The sequence below is a fragment of the Thiomonas sp. OC7 genome, assembly GCF_900634595.1.
In the GTDB taxonomy this organism is placed as follows: Bacteria; Pseudomonadota; Gammaproteobacteria; order Burkholderiales; family Burkholderiaceae_C; genus Thiomonas; species Thiomonas arsenitoxydans.
Genome location: NZ_LR131953.1, coordinates 2,191,893 through 2,212,833 on the forward strand (window position 1 = coordinate 2,191,893; position 20,941 = coordinate 2,212,833).

General features: G+C 64.1%; 20 protein-coding genes. 9 read left to right on the plus strand and 11 right to left on the minus strand.

The window, feature by feature from the left end; translation table 11 throughout:
- Positions 1 to 11 precede the first annotated feature (11 nt).
- From BIO17B3_RS10465 to BIO17B3_RS10480, 4 genes are all read right to left on the minus strand, one after another.
- A complete protein-coding gene (locus tag BIO17B3_RS10465) occupies positions 12 to 680 on the minus strand; it encodes an HAD family hydrolase (RefSeq protein WP_156054003.1) in 669 nt (222 codons plus the stop codon).
- A gap of 21 nt (positions 681 to 701) precedes the next feature.
- On the minus strand, positions 702 to 1,700 hold the full coding sequence (locus tag BIO17B3_RS10470) for an SIS domain-containing protein (RefSeq protein ID WP_156054004.1): 999 nt from the start codon (positions 1,698 to 1,700) through the stop codon (positions 702 to 704).
- A 91-nt stretch (positions 1,701 to 1,791) separates the two neighbouring features.
- Positions 1,792 to 2,427: a response regulator transcription factor gene (locus BIO17B3_RS10475; protein ID WP_156055276.1), complete on the minus strand. Its 636-nt coding sequence runs from the start codon at positions 2,425 to 2,427 to the stop codon at positions 1,792 to 1,794.
- Positions 2,420 to 3,340, minus strand: coding sequence for a sensor histidine kinase (locus BIO17B3_RS10480; RefSeq protein WP_232054258.1), 921 nt, complete (start codon positions 3,338 to 3,340; stop codon positions 2,420 to 2,422). The genes BIO17B3_RS10475 and BIO17B3_RS10480 overlap by 8 nt, the downstream gene beginning before the upstream one ends.
- Here BIO17B3_RS10480 and BIO17B3_RS19230 point away from each other — a divergent pair.
- From BIO17B3_RS19230 to BIO17B3_RS10495, 4 genes are all read left to right on the plus strand, one after another.
- Positions 3,320 to 3,691 carry a hypothetical protein gene (locus BIO17B3_RS19230; RefSeq protein WP_232054259.1) on the plus strand — a complete coding sequence of 124 codons (372 nt, stop codon included), beginning with the start codon at positions 3,320 to 3,322 and terminating at the stop codon, positions 3,689 to 3,691. The two genes, BIO17B3_RS10480 and BIO17B3_RS19230, sit on opposite strands and share 21 nt — an antisense overlap.
- Positions 3,692 to 4,552: 861 nt before the next feature.
- On the plus strand, positions 4,553 to 5,755 hold the full coding sequence (locus tag BIO17B3_RS10485; RefSeq protein WP_231836298.1) for a hypothetical protein: 1,203 nt from the start codon (positions 4,553 to 4,555) through the stop codon (positions 5,753 to 5,755).
- Between the two features lie 142 nt (positions 5,756 to 5,897).
- Positions 5,898 to 7,031 carry an acyltransferase gene (locus tag BIO17B3_RS10490; RefSeq protein ID WP_156054007.1) on the plus strand — a complete coding sequence of 378 codons (1,134 nt, stop codon included), beginning with the start codon at positions 5,898 to 5,900 and terminating at the stop codon, positions 7,029 to 7,031.
- Positions 7,032 to 7,098: 67 nt separating this feature from the next.
- Positions 7,099 to 8,631, plus strand: coding sequence for a hypothetical protein (locus BIO17B3_RS10495; RefSeq protein WP_172979041.1), 1,533 nt, complete (start codon positions 7,099 to 7,101; stop codon positions 8,629 to 8,631).
- Positions 8,632 to 8,670: 39 nt separating this feature from the next.
- On the opposite strand, the gene metW is transcribed toward BIO17B3_RS10495, so the two are convergent.
- From metW to BIO17B3_RS10530, 7 genes are all read right to left on the minus strand, one after another.
- Positions 8,671 to 9,249 (minus strand): methionine biosynthesis protein MetW, encoded by a 579-nt coding sequence (metW, locus tag BIO17B3_RS10500; RefSeq protein WP_156054009.1) that lies wholly within the window; start codon positions 9,247 to 9,249, stop codon positions 8,671 to 8,673.
- Entirely contained in the window at positions 9,246 to 10,388 is a 1,143-nt protein-coding gene (locus tag BIO17B3_RS10505; protein WP_156054010.1) for a homoserine O-acetyltransferase, read from the minus strand. Before BIO17B3_RS10505 ends, metW begins: the two co-directional genes overlap by 4 nt.
- 147 nt (positions 10,389 to 10,535) lie before the next feature.
- Complete coding sequence (locus tag BIO17B3_RS10510) at positions 10,536 to 11,309, minus strand: ABC transporter ATP-binding protein (protein ID WP_156054011.1); 774 nt, start codon at positions 11,307 to 11,309, stop codon at positions 10,536 to 10,538.
- A gap of 10 nt (positions 11,310 to 11,319) precedes the next feature.
- Positions 11,320 to 12,309, minus strand: coding sequence for an iron ABC transporter permease (locus tag BIO17B3_RS10515; protein ID WP_156054012.1), 990 nt, complete (start codon positions 12,307 to 12,309; stop codon positions 11,320 to 11,322).
- Positions 12,306 to 13,376: an LLM class flavin-dependent oxidoreductase gene (locus BIO17B3_RS10520; protein WP_156054013.1), complete on the minus strand. Its 1,071-nt coding sequence runs from the start codon at positions 13,374 to 13,376 to the stop codon at positions 12,306 to 12,308. Before BIO17B3_RS10520 ends, BIO17B3_RS10515 begins: the two co-directional genes overlap by 4 nt.
- 6 nt (positions 13,377 to 13,382) lie before the next feature.
- Positions 13,383 to 14,438, minus strand: a complete 1,056-nt coding sequence (locus tag BIO17B3_RS10525) for an ABC transporter substrate-binding protein (protein WP_156054014.1) — start codon at positions 14,436 to 14,438, stop codon at positions 13,383 to 13,385.
- The gene (locus tag BIO17B3_RS10530; RefSeq protein WP_172979040.1) at positions 14,435 to 16,519 is read right to left on the minus strand and encodes a TonB-dependent siderophore receptor; all 2,085 of its coding nucleotides are present in this window, start codon (positions 16,517 to 16,519) and stop codon (positions 14,435 to 14,437) included. The genes BIO17B3_RS10525 and BIO17B3_RS10530 overlap by 4 nt, the downstream gene beginning before the upstream one ends.
- An 86-nt stretch (positions 16,520 to 16,605) precedes the next feature.
- Here BIO17B3_RS10530 and BIO17B3_RS10535 point away from each other — a divergent pair, with 86 nt between their 5' ends.
- The 5 genes from BIO17B3_RS10535 to modC all read left to right on the plus strand — a co-directional run bounded on the left by BIO17B3_RS10535 (position 16,606) and on the right by modC (position 20,941).
- On the plus strand, positions 16,606 to 17,517 hold the full coding sequence (locus BIO17B3_RS10535) for a hypothetical protein (RefSeq protein ID WP_156054016.1): 912 nt from the start codon (positions 16,606 to 16,608) through the stop codon (positions 17,515 to 17,517).
- Between the two features lie 354 nt (positions 17,518 to 17,871).
- Entirely contained in the window at positions 17,872 to 18,294 is a 423-nt protein-coding gene (locus BIO17B3_RS10540; RefSeq protein WP_156054017.1) for a molybdopterin-binding protein, read from the plus strand.
- A gap of 94 nt (positions 18,295 to 18,388) precedes the next feature.
- Entirely contained in the window at positions 18,389 to 19,153 is a 765-nt protein-coding gene (gene modA / locus BIO17B3_RS10545; protein WP_156054018.1) for a molybdate ABC transporter substrate-binding protein, read from the plus strand.
- A gap of 13 nt (positions 19,154 to 19,166) precedes the next feature.
- Positions 19,167 to 19,859: a molybdate ABC transporter permease subunit gene (gene modB / locus BIO17B3_RS10550; protein WP_156054019.1), complete on the plus strand. Its 693-nt coding sequence runs from the start codon at positions 19,167 to 19,169 to the stop codon at positions 19,857 to 19,859.
- Complete coding sequence (gene modC / locus BIO17B3_RS10555) at positions 19,859 to 20,941, plus strand: molybdenum ABC transporter ATP-binding protein (RefSeq protein WP_156054020.1); 1,083 nt, start codon at positions 19,859 to 19,861, stop codon at positions 20,939 to 20,941. Before modB ends, modC begins: the two co-directional genes overlap by 1 nt.

Sequence of the window (20,941 nt, forward strand, 5' to 3'; positions counted from 1 at the left end):
CGGCAGGGGCTTCAACGCGCGCTGGGCAGCACGGCGCCAGGCTCGGCTAGGGTGCCGCTGATGGCATCGTGAGGGCGGCCCGGCGGTGGTGTGTGCGGCTTGCCGTCGAGCGCATCCTGCAGCAGGGCGGCGTAGGCGCCGCGCGCCATCAGCAGCAGATCGCAGACTTCGCGCACCGCGCCGAGCCCGGCGGGGGCGCGGGTGATGTGGCTCACGCGGGCCAGCACTTCGGCGTGGCTTTGCGGCGGCGCGGCGCTGAATCCCGCCCGGGCGATCAGGGCGAGATCGGGCCAGTCGTCGCCGATGATGGCCACTTGCTTCCAGCTCAGCTCAAGCTGGTCGAGCAGGCTCTGGGCGGCGGGCAGCTTGGCGCCGCTGCCCAGCACGCTGTGTTGCAGGCCGAGTTCGGCGATGCGCGCGCGCAGCGCGGGGCTGTCGCGCCCGGAAATGACGACGGGCTCGATGCCTGCGCTCATCAACAGCTTGAGGCCGTGACCATCGAGGGTGGAAAAACGCTTGAGCTCTTCGCCCTGCGCGCCATAGAGCAGGTCGCCGGGGGTAAGCACGCCGTCCACGTCGAGCAGCAGCAGCCGCACATCGAGCGCGGCGAGTAGGAGTTCGGGCTCAAAGGCGAGACGGGGTGTGGCGTCGCGGGGTGTGGCTTCGATAGGCGGGTTCATGGCGGATTTGTTCACACCCTCTCAGATCACTTTGGCGGCGAACAGGTCGTGCATGTTCAGCGCACCGACGGGCTTGCCTTGAGCATCGACGACGAGCAATTGGTTGATGCGGTATTGCTCCATGAGTTGCACCGCTTCGACGGCGAGCGCGTCCGGGCCGATGGTGTGCGGCTGCGGGTGCATGGCCTGCTGCGCTTGCAGGGTGTTGAGGTTGGCGCCCTTTTCGATCAGGCGTCGCAGATCGCCGTCGGTGATGATGCCCGCCAGCACGCCGTGCGCATCGACCACGGCGGTCATGCCCAGGCCCTTGCGGGTGATTTCCATCAGCGCGGCGGTGAACGGCGCCTCTTCCGTCACGCTGGGCACGGCCTCGGCGCTGCGCATCACATCGCTTACATGGGTGAGCAGTTTGCGCCCCAGGCTGCCGCCGGGATGGGTGCGGGCGAAATCTTCGGGGCCGAAGCCGCGGGCGTCGAGCAGGGCGACGGCCAGGGCGTCACCCAGGGCAAGCTGGGCGGTGGTGCTGGCGGTGGGCGCGAGGTTGAGCGGGCAGGCTTCTTGTTCGACGGCGCAATCGAGCAGGATGTCGGCATGCCGCGCCAGGGTGGAGTCGGTGCGGCCGGTCATGCTGATGAGCGTGGCGCCCAGGCGCTTGACCTGCGGCACGATGCGGGTGAGTTCTTCGGTCTCGCCGGAGTTGGACAGGGCGAGGAACACATCGTCGCGCGTCACCATGCCGAGGTCGCCATGGCTGGCCTCGGCCGGGTGCACGAAATAAGCCGGCGTGCCGGTGGAGGCGAAGGTCGCCGCGATTTTTCGGCCCACATGCCCCGACTTGCCCATGCCCGACACCACCACGCGGCCGGGACTCTGCAGGATGCACTGCACCGCCTGCGCAAATGCGCTCGACAGCGGCGGCGCGGCCAGGCGCTCACGAAGGGAAAGCAGGGCGCGGGCTTCGATATCCAGGGTGTCGCGCGCGAGTTGAACCGCGCGCTCAGGCGAGTAGGGGGTGTGCATCAGCGGCAGTATAAAAACCGCGGCGCGTTCTGTCTGATAGCGCCGCCAGACCTGCCGCTGCGCGTCAGATCCCCCCGAGGGGGGCGGCGGTTCAGCTCACGATGCCCTGATGCATGGCGTAGCGCACCAGATCGGCGTCGTTGTCGAGGGCGAGTTTGTGCATCAGCCGCGTCTTGTGCGTGCTCACCGTTTTGCAGCTGATGTGCAATTCGTCGGCGACCTGATTGACCGATTTGCCTTCGACCAGCCGCATGAACACCTGCATCTCCCGGTCGGAAAGACGGGCGTGGGGTTCTTCCGCCGCCTCGCCCTCGTTCATATAGTTGGCCAACTGCTCCGCCACGCCGGGTGTGAGGTAACGTCCGCCGTGCACGACCTTTTGAATGGCCTCGACCAGCACGTCGGGGCTGCAACCCTTGGTGAGATAGCCTGCCGCGCCGCCGCGCAGCGCGCGCAGCGCAAATTGCTGCTCGGGGTGCATGCTCAGAATCAGCACCGGCAGGTCTGGGTGCATGAGCTTGATGCGTTTGAGCAGATCGAGTCCGTTGCCCTGGGGCATGGACAGATCGAGCAGCACCACGCTCCACGACTGATCGCGGACGGATTGCATGGCGCGGGCGAGATCGCCGCACCAGACCGCCTGCATGTCGTTGGAGCCGAGAAAGCGCGCCAAGCTCTCGCCCAGCAGCGCATGGTCGTCGATGATGAGCACGCGCAACTCATCCAAGGGCGTCTCCTGCGGATGGCTGGGGTTGGGCAGCGCCCGCGTCATCGCTCGACAGCGTAGGCCCCAGTGGCATGCACACCTGTACGCGCACACCTCCCCGCGGCGACTGGTCGAGTTGAAAGCTGCCGCCGAAGACTGCGGCGCGTTCGCGCATGCCCCGCAGACCCAGCGAGGGGCGGCTGGCCGGGGGCTCTTGCGGCGTGTAGCCGATACCGTCATCCTCGACTGAAATGCAGATCTGATGGGCCTCCACATCGACACAGCGTACCCAGGCCTGACGCGCCCGCGCGTGGCGCACCACGTTCGTCAAGCCCTCCTGCGCGATGCGAAACAGCTCCGTGGCGATCAGTTCGCCGACCTCGCTTTTGTAGCTCAGCTCGGTTGACACCCGAATGTCGTAGCGTTGGGCGTATTGCTCGGACATCCAGCGAAGCGCGGCCTTCAGCCCCAGGTCGAGCACGCTGGGCCGCAATTCGGACGCAACCCGCCGACCCGCCTCTGCCGCGGCGTGAATGAGCTTGTCGATGTTGCCAAACAACTCCGGCGCCTGCGCGGCGCCAAACTGCTTGCGCAGCAGCGCCACATCCATCTGCAAGGCCGTGAGCACCTGACCCAGATCGTCATGAAGGTCGCGCGCCATGCGGGCCCGCTCTGCCTCGCGCACCGACTCCAGATGCGAGGCGATCCGCCGCAGGTCGCTGGAGAGATTGAGCAACTGCGATTCGCGCAGATGACTCTGCGTGACGTTGAGCATGATGCCGGTGGATTCGGCCGCGAAGGCGTTGATGCTGCGCGTGCGCGCCCGCACATTCACCCACTTGAGCCCATGCGGCGTATGCAGACGCCCTTCCCAGTTCCAGAAGCCGGAGGCGACGCTGGCCTGCAGCGCCTCATGAAACGGCGCGAGATCCAAGGGGTCGATCTGGTTCAGAAGGTGCTGCGCGGAGTGCTGCAAATCAGTGGCCTGAACGCCACAAACCGGCAGGCAACAGGCGCTAGCAAAGTCGAACCGCAATTGCCCGCCGTCATGGCGCAGGCGGAACACAAAACCCGGGAGCTGGTCAACGAGCGCACGCAGGTCTGTGAAACCCTCCGGCGCCGGCCTTGCGCCATGCGTCAGATCGGCATCGCTTGCCAAGTCGGCCAAGTGATCGGGTGTTTCATGGATGTGGCGCTGCGGCAACATGAGCTTGGCATAAGATGCGGTGGTTCGAAAATAGTGCGAGATCACAGCATTCGGGTTGTGAAATCTGGTCTCGCCTAGAGAATTCAACGTACTTTTGGGTGGCAGTCCAAGGTTATCAGAAAATTCTGACAAAAAAACCAGCAAATTCCGATACGCAAGTCAGAGCGCGCTGATCGATTCAGCTTAGGGAAAACTCGACAATTCACACTCCCTAATGAGCATATTTTGGGGTCTGACGAGTCGCAGGCCTAGGCCTCGTCGAGGGGGGGGGGGTGATCAGGACATGAGGCGAAGGTTTTAGTGCACCCTATATGTAACAAACAGTGCCTTTGTTTTGCGTTGTATTGCGGGGGCGGTTTCGAGTGTCATGAATCGAAACAGTCTCATCTTGAGAGGGGCTTGATCGTGTGGTCGCAATGGGTGCACGGCTGGCGTCATAGTGAGGAAGTAGTCATGAATTCATTCTTTTTAAAAGCGGGAACTCTTGCTCTGGTGGCTTCGGTGAGTCTTGCGGGCTGCGGTGGCGGTGGCACGACGGATCTTGCTGCCGCCAATAATCCGAATGCAGGGACTGGCACGGCAGCGATCGCCAGTCCGCAGCCCACGATCACCGGCGGCAGTGCGAATAACGCACCGCAGGAGCCGACCCCGACCCCGACCCCGACCCCGACCCCGACCCCGACCCCGACCCCGACCCCGACCCCGACCCCGACCCCGACCCCGACGCCGACGCCGACGCCGACTCCGACTCCGACTCCGACTCCGACTCCGACTCCGGTGTCGGCGACCTGCGCCACTCCCAGTGTCACTCTGACCAGCGGTTTGGTCGACTACGGAAAGAACCTTCGTCCCTTTTCCTATTTGGCTAAGCCTGCCAAGGGAGCTCGCGTACAAGACCCCGATTTCCCGGGTACCCATATCGTCCGCGTGACGGACGCCTTGGCTGACTTCAAAGCGAATGTGGCGATGCCCGCCTACCCGACCACGCAGGGCTGGAATTGCAACGAATCGCGCTTTGTTTTGTATGTCACTGGCGCGCAGAGCGGTGGCAAGCAGGGCTGGGCAATGTTTGACGGCAAGACCTACGCCTTCATCAAATTCCTGCCGATCAATCCTCCCGATATCGAGCAGTTCTACTGGAGTCATTCCGACCCGACCAAACTGGTCTATATAGACAACCGTGAAAACGGTGGCCAGATCATCATGAAAATGATGGAAATCAACGTCGAAACCGGCGTGCAGACGGTGTTGCACGACTTCATGCCAGATGTGAAAGCGCAGGGTTGGCCGACGACCGGCCCAGTGCGAGCCGGGTATCCGTTCTATTCAGGCGGTGATCTGGAGTTGTGGGGGCTGGGCGCAGGCGGCATTCCGAACGTCAGTGGCCAGCTCGGCCTCAACGCCTTTGGCTTCAATGCCAAGACCGGCAAAGTCACACGCTATAGCGGCATTCCCGTGGCGCAGGCGCGCGGCACCACGCCTTTCCCGCTCAAAAGCGGTAAGGGCTGGGCTTGGCCCGATTGGGCGAACCACACGACCGTCGTTTTCGACCTGAACGGCAATATCGTGCGCACCGTGCAGTTCGACGCCATCGAACACCTGGACAGTTCGGTCAACGCCAAGGGCGAAGACCTGCTCGTGGGCACGCAATACGACGGCCCGTCAGGCAGCGGCAATCTGATGGTGGCGAATCTGGCGACCGGCGCCGTGTCCACGGTGATCGGCACGTCCAAGGGCGACGGCTACCCCCGCACCAGCACCCTCATCAGTTCGGGCGCCTGGAAGGTGCCGGGCTGGGTGGCGATGGGAGTGACCGGTTCACCCTACGGCAGTACCGCAGACAACGGCAGCAACAACGCCCCGGTGGCGAACCCGCAGACCTACATCGACCAGGAAATTTCCATCGCCAATGTGGACACGGGTGTCGTGTTCCGCGTGGCGCACCACCGCAGCACAGGTCATTACAGCAATGCACCGGTGAACAACTATTGGGCGCAGACCAACGTCACCCCAAGTCCGAGCGGCACCCGCATACTAGTGCAGAGCGACTGGGGCAACGCCAATCCGAAGAGCCCAGTGATCAACCCGAATGCGCCGGTGGACACCTACGTGATCGAGTTGCCCGCCTACAAGCCTAATTGAGGGAGCGAGAGTGACCCCACCCCGCTCAGTGCGGGGTGGGCATCGATGCACTGCAGTCCTATGATGCGGCACGCTTCGGGCGTGCCTTTTTTTATATGGCAGCGCCGCTCGAATCACTCAACCTCTTTTCAAATGGCCACTAATGGAAGAACGGCATCGCCTCAAGGTATTGGATGGATTAAGGGCCATAGCCATTCTATTGGTGATGGGATATCACTATTTTGTCCGGTGGACGCCGCCAGTCGCTCCGGATAATTTCTACCCATACGGGGGTTTTGGAGCGCACTTCTGGTTGTTTGAGTATGGCGATCTAGGGGTGCAGATATTTTTTGTGATATCGGGGTTTGTGATCAGCATGACCCTATTCAGGTGTCGCACAATAGGTCATTTTTTCTGGAAGCGGTTTGCGCGCCTGTTTCCAACCATGTTGATTTGTTCGGTGTTGTCTTTTTTCATTCTGCATTTACTGCCGCAAAATATTTTCATTCCTCGGGTCAGAGATTTTATTCCGAGCCTGACATTCAGTGATCCGATCATCTGGAGTAAGATTTTTGACGTGCCTTTCAAAGCGGTTGATGGGGCATATTGGTCTCTTTTTGTCGAGGTCAAGTTTTATTTTTGGATCAGTGTCATTTATTTTTTGGTAGGTTCTCGGTTGTTCTTTAGGTCTGTGGCGTCGGCGTTTGGCGGTTTGGTGATATTTTATGTGCTGGCTCGGGCGCTAGACTTCCATCATCTCTGGGCAATCGATTTTATTTTTGTTATTGGCGCCTTGCCTTGGTTTGTGGCTGGCATTGGGTTTTATGCACTTTACGCAGATGCCAGCAGCCGAATGGCCTGGGTGTTACTAGTTGAGTCGGTTGTCGCCATTGCGGTGCTCAGGTTGGGGACGCATATCGGAACCATCGCGCCTTATCTTGCTCTTGCATTTAGTTTTTTTGTTTTTTTGGCGATGATGAAACGCCCCGCCTGGGTGGCCTGGTTGGGCTATCCGCCGCTCGCGGCGATTGGGGTGGCCAGTTACAGCCTATATTTATTGCACCAATACATCGGAGTCGCCATTCTCGATATTGCACGCAATGCATTCGGTCCGGAATCTCCGCTGCTCAGCGTGCTGCTTGCACCGACTTTAGTGGGGGTTCTGATTCTGATTTCTCTAGCTATTTATCGCTACTGGGAAGCGCCAGCCAAAGATTTTCTTCTTGGCATGCGTTTGACCCGTCCTGCCATCCTGCACGGCTCTGGTGCATCTGAGCGCTCTGAAAATGCCCCCTGATCGGGGTGTTGAAGTGTGGCTGCCGCGAGGATTTTGATCCGTATTCGGTTTTTCTGGGAGATTGAAAATGTTGCCTTCCCGTCGTCGATTCATTCAGAAATCTTTACTTTCCCTTCCTGCTGTTGGCGCTTTGTCTGCTTGTGGCGGGGGTGGGGGCGGTACTCCAGCAGCCCCAGTGGCTGAAGTGCCTGGAGGGAGCTCTCCTACGGATTTGAATCCTGTGCCTGTTGTTGCCGGGATTGATTTGTCGGCCGGGCTTCAGAATTACGGCCTGAAGCGTATGCCCTACAGCAAGCTGGCCAAGCCAGCAAAGGGGCAGACTGTGCTGGATCCGGATTTCGGCACACGGATTACCCGAATCACTGATTGTGTTTCTGATTTCAAAAACCTCTGCGCCGCGCCGGCCTATCCTACGGCCATGGCCTGGAACAGCGATGAGACGCGCTTCATTCTGTATGTGCCGGGTTCGACCATGCAGTCAGGAGGTCAGCAAGGCTGGGCCATGTATAACGGCACGACCTATGCGTTTATAAAATTTATAGACATCAATCCCGGAGATGTTGAGCAGTTTTATTGGGATCACCAGGATCCAGCTACTCTCTATTACATCGATAACCATTCAGTCGGCAGCACCATGCACGCTGATCTCACCGCGATCAACGTAGAGACGGGTGTCAAGACGGTGGAGTACAGCTTTCTGGATAATCTGCCAGCGGGCTGGCCGCGCACCGGCCCGGTACGCTGCGGTTACCCGTTCGCGTTAGGCATCAACGCAAAAGGCGAGCGCATTTGGGGGCTGGGTGCGGGGGGCATCCCGAATATCAATGGACAACTTGCGTTAAATGTGTTCGGTTTCAACCAAACGACCAAGCAAATGGTGTTCTACGACACACAGTACGTGGCACAAGGGCAGGCGCGCGGCACGACGCCGTTTCCCTTGCTGTCGGGGCAGGGCTGGGTCGCGCCCGATCCGGCCTCGCAGAATAGCCAGACCGGGCGTGTGTTCATTCTCGACATCAACGGCAAATACGTTCGAACCGTCAATTTCGATGCGTATGAACATTGCGACACGGCCATGAATGCCGCAGGCCACGACATGCTGGTCGGCTCGCAGTTCAACCGCCCCACGGGGGGTAATGGCAATGTCATCGTCGCTGACCTGAATACGGGGGCCATCCAGAATTTGGTGGGTGAGTCCAGTTCTCCTGCCTTTGGCTACCCCACGACTGGCAGCCTGACCGGTTCGACGGCTTGGCAAAACCCGATGTGGATTGCGACGGGCATGACGGGCGACATTTATGGCACTGACAACAGCGGCCCGACCGCCAATCCGACCACCCTGCTGGATCAGGAGATCATGCTCACCAGCCTGACCTCCGGGCTGACGTACCGCTTTGCCCACCATCGCAGCACCGGGAATTACAGCAACGCCCCGCAAAGCAACTACTGGGCCCAGACCAATGTGACGCTCAGCACTAGCGGCACGCGCGTGTTGTTCCAGAGCGATTGGGGGAACGGCGACCCGAGCAACCCGGTGCTCAATCCGGATGCGGCGGTAGACACTTATGTGATCGAACTGCCGAGTTACAAGAGGGCGTAGAGCTGTCAGCGTCTGGCGGGGGCAAGCCTCGTCAGGCTGTTACGCGCCCTGCACACAAAACACCGCTTCCGTTGCCAGCAGCCCGGGAGCGAAGGTGATGCGGCGGCCGTTGCGGATGCCGAAGGCGTCGATCATCTTCAGCCCGCAGTGCGCCGCCAGGCGCTCGAAGTCGGCATAGGTGGCCACGCGCAGGTTCGGCGTGTTGTACCACTCGTAGGGCAGCTCGGGCGTCACCGGCAGACGGCCCGTCAGGATTTGCAGGCGGATGCTCCAGTGGGCGAAATTGGCGAAGCTGAGGATGCCCAGCCGACCCACGCGCGCGGTTTCGCGCAGCGCGTTTTCGGTGTGGCGGATATTGGGCAGGGTGTCGATCTGCAGCACCACGTCGAAGCTGCCATCGCCGAACATCGACAGGCCCTGCTCCAGGTCGAGTTGCAGCACGTCCACGCCTTTTTCGGCGGCGGCGATCAATTTTTCAGGGCTGATTTCCACGCCCAGCCCGGTGCAGCGGCGGGTGTCGCGCAGATGCGCCAGCATGCGGCCATCGCCGCAGCCCAGATCGAGCACGCGGCTGCCATGCGGCACCAGATCGGCAATCACGCTCAGGGGAGTGGTCATTTGGAAAGCTCCTGCGCGATGCGGTCGAACCAGGCGCGCACCACGCCGTGGTAGTGCGGGTGATCCATGAGGAAGGCGTCATGGCCCTGCGGGGCATCGACTTCCGCGTAGGTCACAGCGCGGCGGTTGGTCACCAGCGCTTGCACGATTTCGCGCGAGCGCTGGGGCGAGAAGCGCCAGTCGGTGGTGAAGCTCACCAGCAGAAAGCGCGCCTGCGCCGCCGCCAGCCCCTGCGCCAGATCGCCGCCGGTGGCGCGCGCCGGGTCGAAATAGTCGAGCGCGCGGGTGATGAGCAGATAGGAGTTGGCGTCGAAATAGCCGCTGAATTTGTCGCCCTGGTAGCGCAGATAGCTCTCGATCTCGAAGTCCACGCCAAAGCCGTAGCCCAGAGCGCCATTGCGCAGCGCACGGCCGAATTTGGCGGCCATGGCGTCGTCGCTGAGATAGGTGATGTGCCCGATCATGCGCGCCACCGCCAGACCTTGCTTGGGCACGACGCCGTGGGCGTAGTAGTCGCCGCCGTGAAAGTCGGGGTCGGTGATGATGGCGCGGCGCGCCACCTCGTTGAAGGCGATGTTCTGCGCCGAAAGACTGGGCGCTGTGGCGATAGCCGCGCAGTGGGCCACGCGGCCTGGATGGCGCAGCGTCCAGCTCAGCGCCTGCATGCCGCCCAGGCTGCCGCCGATGACCGCAGCCAGGCGCTCGATGCCCAGCCGGTCGAGCAACCGCGCCTGCGCATCGACCCAATCTTCGACCGTCACCACGGGGAAACGGCTGCCCCAAGGCTGGCCAGTGGCGGGGTCGAGGCTCATCGGGCCGGTGGAGCCGAAGCACGAACCGGGATTGTTGGCGCACAAGACGAAAAAGCGCTCGGTGTCGAGCGGTTTGCCGGGGCCGATCAGGTTGTCCCACCAGCCTACGCTCTTGGGGTTGCCTGCATGCGTGCCGGCGGCGTGATGGCTGGCGTTGAGCGCATGACACACCAGCACGGCGTTGCTGCGCTCGGCGTTGAGCGTGCCGTAGGTTTCATACATCAACTCGTAGGCGGGCAGTTGCGCGCCGCTTTGAAGCGGCAGCGGCTGCTCGAACGCCATGCGCTGCGGCGTGACGTCACCGAGGGCTGAGGGCGAAGCACTCATGGGTGTTCCTGAAAAAACAAACCGGCGGCGCTGGCAATGCAGCGAAAACCGCCGGTGGTCTGCGCTGTTTTAGCGGTATTTGTTACGCGCCCGCAAGCCCAGGGCAAATCGGCGCGTGGGCAAGTATAGGAGCATCCCCAAACGGATTCAGCCCATCGCCCCGTGCGTTGACCAGTGCGGCGCCAGCAGGGTGCGTTCCAGATGATCCGGGGCCAGACCGTAGAGCCGGGCGAGTTGCTCGCGGTCGATGCATTGCGCCGGGTTGCCCTGGGCGATGAAGCGGCCTGCCTGCATCAGAATGACGCGCGAGGCCACGACAAAGGCGTGATCAGGATGATGGGTGGTGAACAGCACGGCCCGCCCGTCGTCGCGCAACTGCCCGAGCAGTTCGAGTAGGCGCAACTGATTGCCGTAATCCAGGCTGCTGGCAGGTTCGTCGAGTAGCAGGTAGGGAGCGTCCTGTGCCAGCGCGCGGGCGATCAAGACTTGCTGACGCTGCCCGCCTGACAGCGCCGCGTAGCTGCGTGTGGCCAGGGCTTGCAGGCCGAGCCGGTGCAGGATGGCGTGCACGGCGGCGAAGTCGTCGGCTGCGGGCCGGGCGATCAGCCCGCGGCTGGCCAGCCGCCCCATCATCACCACGTCGATGACGCTGTAGGCGAACACCAGCCGGTGCTGCTGCGGCACATAGGCAATGCGGCGGGCACGCTCGGGAGCGGACAGGGTGAAGAGGTCTTGACCATCGACTTGCACCGACCCAGCATGCGGCGCATGAATCGCGCACAGGGCTTTGAGCAAGGTGGTTTTGCCGCAGCCGTTGGGGCCGAGCAACGCCAGCGTCTCTCCCGGGGCAAGGCGCAGCTGCACGCCCTTGACGATCTCTTCATGTCCATAGCGGATGTGCAGTTGTTGTGCGTCGATCATCTTCGGCTCCTCAATCGGCCCAGCTCACGGCGGCGCGTCGCAGCACCACGGCGAGAAGCGGCAGCCCGACCAAGGCCGTGAGAACGCCTAGCGGCAACTCCACGGTGAACGCCGTGCGCGCCACGTCGTCGAGCAGCAAAAGGTAGAGCGCCCCCAGCAAGGCAGAGGCGGGCAATACGCGGCGGTTGTCCGCGCCCCAGATCAGCCGGGCGATTTGCGGAATCAGCAAGCCGACCCAGGCGATCATCCCGGCCAGAGTCACTGACAGCGTGCCCAGCAAGGTGGCCAGGGCGATGACCCAGGCGCGCGTGGCGCGCACCGGCACGCCCAGCGTGGTCGCTTCCTCGTCGCCCATGCTCAGCACGTTGAGCGCATGGCCCAGGCCGATGAGGGCGGCGGTGGCCAGCGCCATCAGCGGGGCGGTGAGCCACACGCTGTGCGCCGACACGCTGGAGAGCGTGCCCATCAGCCAATAGGTGATGGCGGGCAGCTTGTCGTACGGGTCGGCGACGTACTTGGCGGTGGACAGCAGGGCGGTGAAAAACGCGCCGGTGATCAAGCCCGCCAACAGCAGCACCACAATGCCATGGATGCCGACCAGGCGGGCGAGCAGCAGGGTCATGCCCACGGCCATCAGCCCAAAGATAAAGCTGGAAAGCTGAACCTGCCAAAGGCTGTGACCGAGCAGGATGCCCAGTGCCGCGCCGAATGCGGCTCCGGCCAAACCGCCGAGCACTTCCGGCGAGGCCAGCGGATTGCGAAACAGCGCCTGGTAGGCCGCGCCCGAGGCGGACAGCGCGGCGCCGATGCACATGGCCGCGACGATGCGCGGCGCGCGCAGCTCCACGATCACCGTCCACAGCTCGGAAGGATGGCCTGCAAGGCCTTGCCACAGGCGCATGGCCGCCTCGAGCGGCGAGGGCTGATAGCGCCCGAGCAGCAAGGAGGTCACGGCGCAGAGCAACAAGGCCGAGCCCAGCAACCCGAAGCGGCCTTTCATGGACGGCCGGGCAATGCGGCGTCTGCCCGATGCGGCGCGGCACACGCGGCGGACAAAGACGCAGGCCAAGACGTCGGCTGGGGCGCGGCTAAGGATGACGACACAAGAGGCAAAACCTGACGCAACAGCCGCTGCATCTGCTCGAGCTGGCGCTCAGGGCGGTCGTCGAGCGGGTTGAATGCCAGGCGCGGCACCGCGCGTTGCGCCAGCAGGTCGGTGAGCTGCCGGGCGCATTCCTCGGGCGTGCCGACGATGGCGCGCGCCAGACTTTCGCTCTCGTCCATCTCGGCCATGGGGCCGCGAAAGCCGACCTTCCATTGAGATTGCTTGTTGCGCCGAAAGGCGGCCAGCCACGCCAGGGCATGGCGTCTGGCGGCGTCGCCATCCTCATCGATCCACAGCCCGCGCGACAGCAGCGCGTCGGCCGGACGTTGTGCGACGATGCCCCAGTTGATGGCCTGGGCGTCGTAGGTTTCCAGCGGCCAGAACTGCGCGCTCATCCAGCCCAGCCCGCGCGAAGCCGCCCAAGCCAGGGTGTCGGGCTCGCGGCTGGCGACGAACAGGGGCAGCGGGAGTTGCGCCGGGGGTTGCAGCACGGCTTCGCCGCGGTAATCGACCGACTGGGGGTGCAGCCGGTCGAGTAAGGCGTCCACCACCTCGCGCATCTGTACGCGCGCCGCATCGCTGCCCCAGCCGAAAGCGCGCTTTTGCGCCTCGAACGGCCCGCCTTTGGCAAAGCCGATGGCAATGCGCCCGGGCGCCAGGTTGGACAGCAGCGCGATTTCCTCGGCCAGCAGCGAGGGGTTGCGGCCTGCGGGCAACACCGCGGCGACGCCGAGCTGGATGCGCTGCGTCCGCGCCGCCCAGTGGGCCAGCAGCAGCAGCGGCGAGGCGCTCAGGCTTTGCGGGTCGAAGTGGTGTTCGGTGACCCACACCGCCTGCACGCCGATCTGCTCGATCTCCTGCACCAGGGCGGCGCGCTGCTGGAAAAAAGCGGGGATAGGCTCGTTCGCGGCGGGCTGCATGTGCAGCATCATGCCGATTTGCGGCAGGGGGGAGGCAGGCATGGCGGGTCAATACTTGGTGGGAAAGTCGGCGGGGTCGGGCGCCAGAATGGCGCGCGCTTGCGCGGCGGAAAGCGTGCGCTTGAAGTACAGCGCGAAAAACGCCTCGGTGCGGGCGTCGATCGGAGTCTTGAACACCGCGCGGTAGTCTGCCGGGAAAATCCGGCTCGCCAGCCAGGGCGCGGCCTGCAGCCGCATGAACGACGGCGGCCGGTCGATCCAGCGAAACGGCACTTGCGGCGCGAACAGCACATGGCCTTCGCGCACCGCGCGCAGCAGCCTCCAGCGTGGCTCGGTCTGGATGGCGCGCATCGCCGGGCCGTCTTGGGTGAGGATCCAGTCGGGGTCTGCGGCCAGGATTTGCTCGAAACTCACCCGCACCATGCCGAAGCGGCTGCCGTCGGTGCAGTGCAAGGCGTTGTGCGCGCCGATGGCGGTGATGACCTCGGCATGGATCGAGCCGGGGCATTCGCTGGCCAGGCCGTCTTCGCCTTCGGCGTAATAGATGCGCACGGGCGGCTGCCGCGACACGCGCTGGCGCAGCGCGGCCAGATCGTCCAGCGTGGTCTGCGCGTCGGCGGCCAGCGCTTTGCCGCGCGCGGCGATCCCCAGCGCCTGCCCTACCTCCCGGAAGGCCGCGGGGTAATCCGTCAGGCTGTCGAGCCGCACCGGGCAGATGGGCAGCCCGAGCTTGCGCATGGCTGCCGTGCTGGCCTGCGCACCCACCGTCGCCCCGGACACCAGCGCCAGCGTGGGATGCACGCGCAACACTTGCTCCAGGTTGGCCGTCTTGCCCTGGCCGAACCAGCCGCCGAGCACCGGCAGATCGAGCACCTGTCGCGGCAGAATCTGCGCCGCCTGCTTGCTCCAGGGAAAGTTCAGCCCCGCCATGCGTTCGGGCGCCAGCGCCAGCAGCAAGTAATTGTTGACCGGGCTGCTGCCATACACCGGGCCGCTCTTGGCGCTGGGGCAGGCCGCAGGCGTTTGCGCCAGCGCGAACGCGCCGTGCAGCAGGAGCGCGGCGCCGAGCAAAGGAGCGCGCAGCCGAGCGAGAAATCGCCTCATAGCTTGTACTGCAGTTGCACCCGCAGCTCGCGTCCGGGCATGGGGAAGCCCTCGCTCAATTGATAGTTGCGGTCGAAGGCGTTGTTCAGATTGGTGTAGAGCGTCAGCCGCGGGGCCAGGCGTTGCGTCCAGCGCAGGTTGACCACGGCGAACCCGGCCACCGGCTGCTTGCCGTCGGTCGTGGTCTGGCGGCTGCTGGCCGCTTGCACATGCGCCGACAGGGTGGTGGCGTCGCCGGGCAGCCACGACACGCCCAGATCGGCCCAGTGGCGCGGCGCGTTGGTGGCGACGAGTCCAGGCGCGCCCAGCGTGGCGTCGAGATAGCTATACGCCACCGAGGTGATCCAGGCGTTGCCGATCGGCGCCTGCACGCTCAAGTCCAGCCCTTTGTTGGTCGCCGTGCCGACGTTTTGCGCCTGGCTGATGCCGGGGGTGGAGGTGGCGACACTCTCGATCGCGTCTTTGATCGAATCCCAATACACCGCGGCGTCATACTTCACCCCGCCCAGCATCACCCCGGAGACGCCGACTTCACGGTTGAGTGCTTGTTCCGGCCCCAGCGCCGGATTGGGGATGGCCTGGCCCAGGCGGTAGGAATACACCTCCTTGATGCTGGGAAAACGGGTCTTCCGCCCGATGCCCGCGCGCAACTCGGTGTGCGCCGAGAGTTTGTGCCGCCAGACGATTTGCGCATTGTTCGCCCCCACGCGCGGGCTGGTGGGCATCGGCCCGATCTGGGTCTGCGCCTTGTTGGTGTATTGCTCGGCCTGATCGAAGCGGTGCTCGTCGCGGCGGTAGCCGAAGGTGAGGGTGTCCGCCGCTGTGGGCTTGTAGGCATTCTCGAAGCCCAGTGCGTAGGTGTGCGCCTCGAAATGCAGCCACGGCGTCTGGTAAGGCTGCGCCTGGGTGGCGAGGTTGGACTCGCGGTGCACGTCTTGCTTGTAGAACAGTCCGAGTTTGAGGAAGTTCTGCGTGCCCAACGGCTGGCCGAGTTCGACCGTGGCGCCGTTGGAAAAATCGCGGTACTGGCTATTGAAGGCGTAAGGTTTTTGGGTCGAGTCGTAGCGGGCGTTGTCGAACGAGATCAGTTCGTTGTCGAAGGTGTCGTGGTAGAGCCGGGTCTTGAGGTAACCCGCGCCGAGGGCGGTGTTGCCGATGTAGTAATAGCTCTGCTTGTTCCACTGCGGCCACTGCCAGTAGCGCACCGGTTGGCCGGTGACCTTGGTGTTGCCGGTGTAAGGCGGCGAATCTTTGTTGGAGTTGACGGTGTAGAGGCCCAGCGCATAGTCGTCGGTGGCGTTGGGGGTGAAGCCCACTTTCAGGTTGGCGTTGATGTCGTGGCTGGCGGCGTTGAGCCGGTCGCCCCCCGGCTGCGCCGCCACCGGCTTGAACGCTGTAGACAGCGGAAAACCGTCGCGATTGGCGCTGGCCACGCCGCCCTGCACATACCAGCGGCTGTCGATACGGCTGCCCAATTGCACCGACAGATCGTTGCCGTACAGCCGGTGCTGGTTGGCGGTGAGGCCGCCGGTGATGCTGCCTTCGAGCTTTTTGCGCGGCGCCTGGGTGATGAGGTTGATCGAGCCGCCCATATTGTTCGGCCCGTACATCAAGGAGCCCAGCCCTTTGGTCACGACGATTTCGGACAGGCCGGGCGTCAGCAGCCGACTCAAGTCCACATTGCCGTCGTAGGGCACATAAATCGGAATGCCGTCGATGTTGAGGGTGATCTGCCGCGAGTCGAAGCCGCGGATGTTCACCTGCGTCTCGCCGCGCTGGCCGAGCGTCACCGGGGTGACGCCGGGCAGATCGCCCAGCGCCTCGCCCACATTGAGCGCGCCACGGTCGAGCATTTGCTGCTGCGTCACCACATTGCTGCTCGTGCCGCCCGGCGCGGGCTTGGACACGGCGGGGGCCTGCACATCGACCTCGCCAAGCTGGAACACCGGTTGCGCGGCCTGCGGGGTTTGCGCTGCGGCGCTTGCGGCATGCAGGGCCGCGAGCAGCGGCAGCAGCGGCATCAAAGAGGGGCGGACAGGTTGCAGTGGTCGCTGACGGCGGGCGGGGCGAGAGCGGGGCATCAGGGTCTCCAATAAAAAATCATGGCGGGTTTCGAGATATTCAATAAGATATAACGAATTCCCCTTGGCCTGCCACATCCTTTGCCATGTCCGCTGCAGAATTGTTCCCTGTCAAACCTGTGCCTGCCCCTCGCTGGCAGGCAGCTTGCATCGTGGTTCTTGGCGCAGGGGATGTGGGCTCTGCCGTGGCGCATGTTTTGTTCCGCCAGGGCTACGCCGTGTTGCTGGTCGAGGCGGAACAGCCCACGTCCCCGTGGCGTGGCATGTGCTGGGTGGATGCGGTGTTCGACGGCATCGCGGTGCTCGATCATCTCAGCGCGGTGCGGGTGTTTTACCCGGCGGATGCGGCGCTCGCCTTTGCCCGCCGCATCTGGCTGCCGCTGGTGGTCGCACCCGACCTGCCGCTGTGGCTGCGCCAGCTCGGCGCGCAGGTTCTGGTCGATGCGCGGCTGCGCAAACACGCCGCGGCGCAGCCTGATCTACGCGCGCTGTGCGGCGGTGCTGCGACTGCGGTCGGCATTGGTCCAGGATATACCGTGGGCTATAACGCCGATGTGGTGATCGAGTCGGCCTGGGGCGATGAACTGGGGCGGGTGCTGCACGTCGGCTCGGCCCGGGCGCTCGCCGGAGAGCCGCGGCCCATCCTCGGCGCGGGGCGCGAGCGCCTGGTTTACGCCCCGCAGGACGGGGTGTTCGAAACCCCTTTGCGGATCGGCCAGGCGGTCGAGGCAGGCGAGGTGATCGGCCATGTGCACACGCCAGAGGGCGAGCTCGTGCCGCTGCCTGCGCCGCTGCGCGGCGTGTTGCGCGGGCTGACCCGTTCGGGCGTGCCGGTGCGGCGTAAAACCAAACTCGTCGAAGTCGATCCGCGCGGCGACCCGGCGCTGTGCTTCGGGTTGGGCGAGCGGCCGCTGCGCATCGCTCACGGCGTGCTGCAGGCCGTCGAGCAAGTCGTCGGCGCTGCTGGCGCGCCCGCCGCGCAGCCGCATGCCGCCTGAATGCCGGGCGGCGCCAGCGCGCTGCCCGCCTGGGCCGTGCCGATGAGCCAAGGCGATCCCGCCAATCCTGCAATCAGGCTGGCGGCGGTGCGTCTTTGCAGGGTTTTGCTCCTTCATCCAATTCAGCGCTTGACAGCTGTGCGAGGCTTTCAATATATTCATAAAAATACAACGTCGCAAGCGATGTTCGCGGCGGTTGCAAGTAGGCGTAGGGGTAAATGTTGGTGGTGAGTTGTTATTTTGGGCGTTGGCCACAGTCTGAAGGGGAAGATCGGTTCGGTTTTTAGCTCAAGCGTCGTAGCCATTCATATACACTGAACACATCATCCACCCCTTCATCAGGAGAGAGCCATCATGCAAACCAGCGCGCGCAATCATCTTCAAGGCAAGGTTCATGCGGTGCACGACGGTGCAGTCAACACCGAAGTCGTGCTCGACCTCGGCGAGGGCCAGCACCTCGTGGCCATCGTCACCAAAGACAGCGCCCATCGTCTGGGCCTTGCCGCGGGCAAATCGGCCTGGGCGCTGGTCAAGGCCTCGTGGCCCATCCTCGTCAAAGGCGCCGCCCCGGCCACCTCGGCGCGCAACACCCTGTGCGGCACGGTCAAGGCGATCACCACCGGCGCGGTGAACACCGAAGTGGTGCTCAGCCTCAAGGGCGGCGCCGAACTGGTGGTGATGATCACCACCGGCAGTGAAAAAACACTCGGCCTGAAGGTGGGCGACGCCGCATGCGCGCTCATCAAGGCCACCCATGTCATCCTCGGGGTGGACTAAACGTCCCATCTCGCTTGTCGGCCTCGGGGTCATCCCGGGGCCGCTTTTTTTATGCCCCTTTATGCCCCTGTAACCAAATCTGACGGAGATCCGTATGAGCCGATTTGTCCGAATCCTGCGCCGAGCTGGGCTCGCGCTCGTGTTGCCTTTCGCGCTGGCGGCAAGCGCGCAGGCCGAAACCCTCACCGTGGCGGTGGCGGCCAACTTCAAAAAGCCCGCCGAGGAAATCGGCGCGGCGTTCAAGGCCAAGACCGGCGACGAGGTGAAGTACGCCTTCGGCGCCACTGGGCAATTTGCCGCGCAGATTCGCAACGGCGCGCCATTCGACATCCTGCTGGCGGCTGACGACACCACCGCGCCCGCGCTAGCCAAAAACGGTCTGGCCTTGGCGTCGAGCAATTTCGTCTATGCGCGTGGCACGCTCGTGCTCTACAGCACCACGCTGCCGGTAAAGGAACAGGGCGAGCAAATCCTGCGCAAGGGCGATTTCGCGCATGTATCCATCGCCAACCCCAAGACCGCGCCCTACGGCACAGCGGCGATCGAGGCGATGAAAAAAATGGGCGTATATGACGCGCTCAAACCGAAGATCGTCGAAGGGTCGAACATCGGCCAGACCTTCGACTTCGTCGCCACCGGCAATGCGCAGGCGGGCTTTGTCGCGCTGTCGCAGGCTATCGGCGCAGGCAAGGGGCAGTGGTGGGTGGTGCCGCAGGCGGACTACGCGCCCATCGACCAAAGCGCCATCCTGCTCAAGCCCGGTGAAAACAAGGCCGTGGCCAAGGCCTATCTCGACTTTTTGCGTGGGCCTGAAGCGCGCACGGTGATCGAGAAATACGGTTACACCATCCCGCGCTGACGGGCGGCGCACGATGACCCTGTTCGGCCATCTGCTCGATCTCGGCCCGCTGTGGCTGACGTTGCAGGTCGCCAGCATCGCCACTGCCATCCTGCTGGTTCCCGGCATGGCGCTGGCCTGGTGGCTGGCGAACTGGCGCTCGCCGCTGCGCGCCGTGGTCGAGGCGGTGGTGGCCTTGCCGCTGGTGCTGCCGCCGGTGGTCTTGGGGTTTTATCTATTGGTCTTTCTCAATCCGCAGGGCTGGGTGACGCAAACCCTGCACAGCCTCGGCTATGAAGGCCAGCTCACCTTCAACAAAATCGGCCTGATCATCGGCTCGGTGGTGTATTCGTTGCCCTTCATGGTGCAACCGCTGCTGCGCGCGTTCGAGAGCTTGCCGCGCAACCTGCTCGACGCCGCCGCCACCCTGCGCGCCGGTTGGTGGGACCGGTTTTTCAACGTGGTGCTGCCGCTGTCGCGCGGCGGGCTGATCGTCGCGCTCACCCTGACCTTTGCGCACACCGTGGGTGAGTTCGGCGTGGTGCTCATGGTGGGAGGCAATATTCCGGGCAAGACGCGCGTGGTGTCGATCGACATCTACAACCATGTCGAGGCGATGGAGTACGCCCAGGCGCACATGCTCTCGGCGCTGATGCTGGTGTTTGCCGTCATCGTGCTGACCATCGTCTATGGCCTGTACCGCCACGGCAACAAGGAGCACGGCTGATGTCGGGGCGCGGGTCTACCGCAGCGGTCAGCGGCAATGTGCAGGCGCGGCTAGGTGCCTTCAGCCTGCAGACGGGTGATTTTTCCTGGCCGCTCGACGGCATCACCGCCTTGTTCGGCCGCTCCGGCTGTGGCAAAAGCACCCTGCTGCGCGCTATCGCCGGGCTGATCCCGCGCGCCAGCGGCACGCTGCGCGTCGGCGAGGCGCTTTGGCTGGACGGGCGGCGGCAGACCCCGGCGCCGCAGCGCGACGTGGGCTATGTATTCCAGGACGCGGCGCTGTTCCCGCATCTTTCCGTGCGCGGCAATCTGCAGTTTGCGGCAAGCCGCGCGCCGAAAGGCGAGGCGCCTGCGGCGATCGACCAGGTCGCCACCGAAGTCGGCATCGCTCATCTGCTCGACCGCCGCATCGCCGCGCTATCGGGCGGTGAGAAGCAGCGAGTGGCAATCGCCCGCGCCTTGCTGTCGCGCCCGCGGCTGCTGCTGCTCGACGAGCCCTTGGCCGCGCTCGACTGGAAAGCCAAGGACGAATTGCTCGAACTCATCGGCCAGATCGCTCGCACGCAGCGCTTGCCCATGGTGCTGGTCAGCCACGCGCCGGAAGAAATCGAGCGTCTGGCGCAACGCGTGGTGTTCATGCAGGACGGGCGCATCCTGCGCATCGAGCCGCTGACCGAGGCGCTGATGCGCGCCGACTCGCCCTTGTTCGACCGGCTCGGCCCGGTGGCGGTGCTCGAAGGTGAGGCCACGCCGCTGGCCGAAGGTCTGGCGCAACTGCGCATCGACGGCAGCCTGCTGACCTTTCCTGCCGCCGCCGAGCCGGGGCGGGTGCGGCTACGCATCTACGCTCGCGACGTGACGCTGGCGCGCAGCGTGCCCACCGACATCAGCATGCTCAACCACCTGCCCGCGCGCATTTGCGGCTTCGCCGCAAGCCGCCCTGGGCATAGTCTGGTGCGGCTGTGTCTGGCCGACGGCCAGGGGCTGTGGAGCGAAATCACCATGCGCGCCCGCGATGCGCTGCGTCTCGCCGAAGACGAGGCTGTGATCGCTCTCATCAAGGCCGCCTCGGTGGAGCGATGA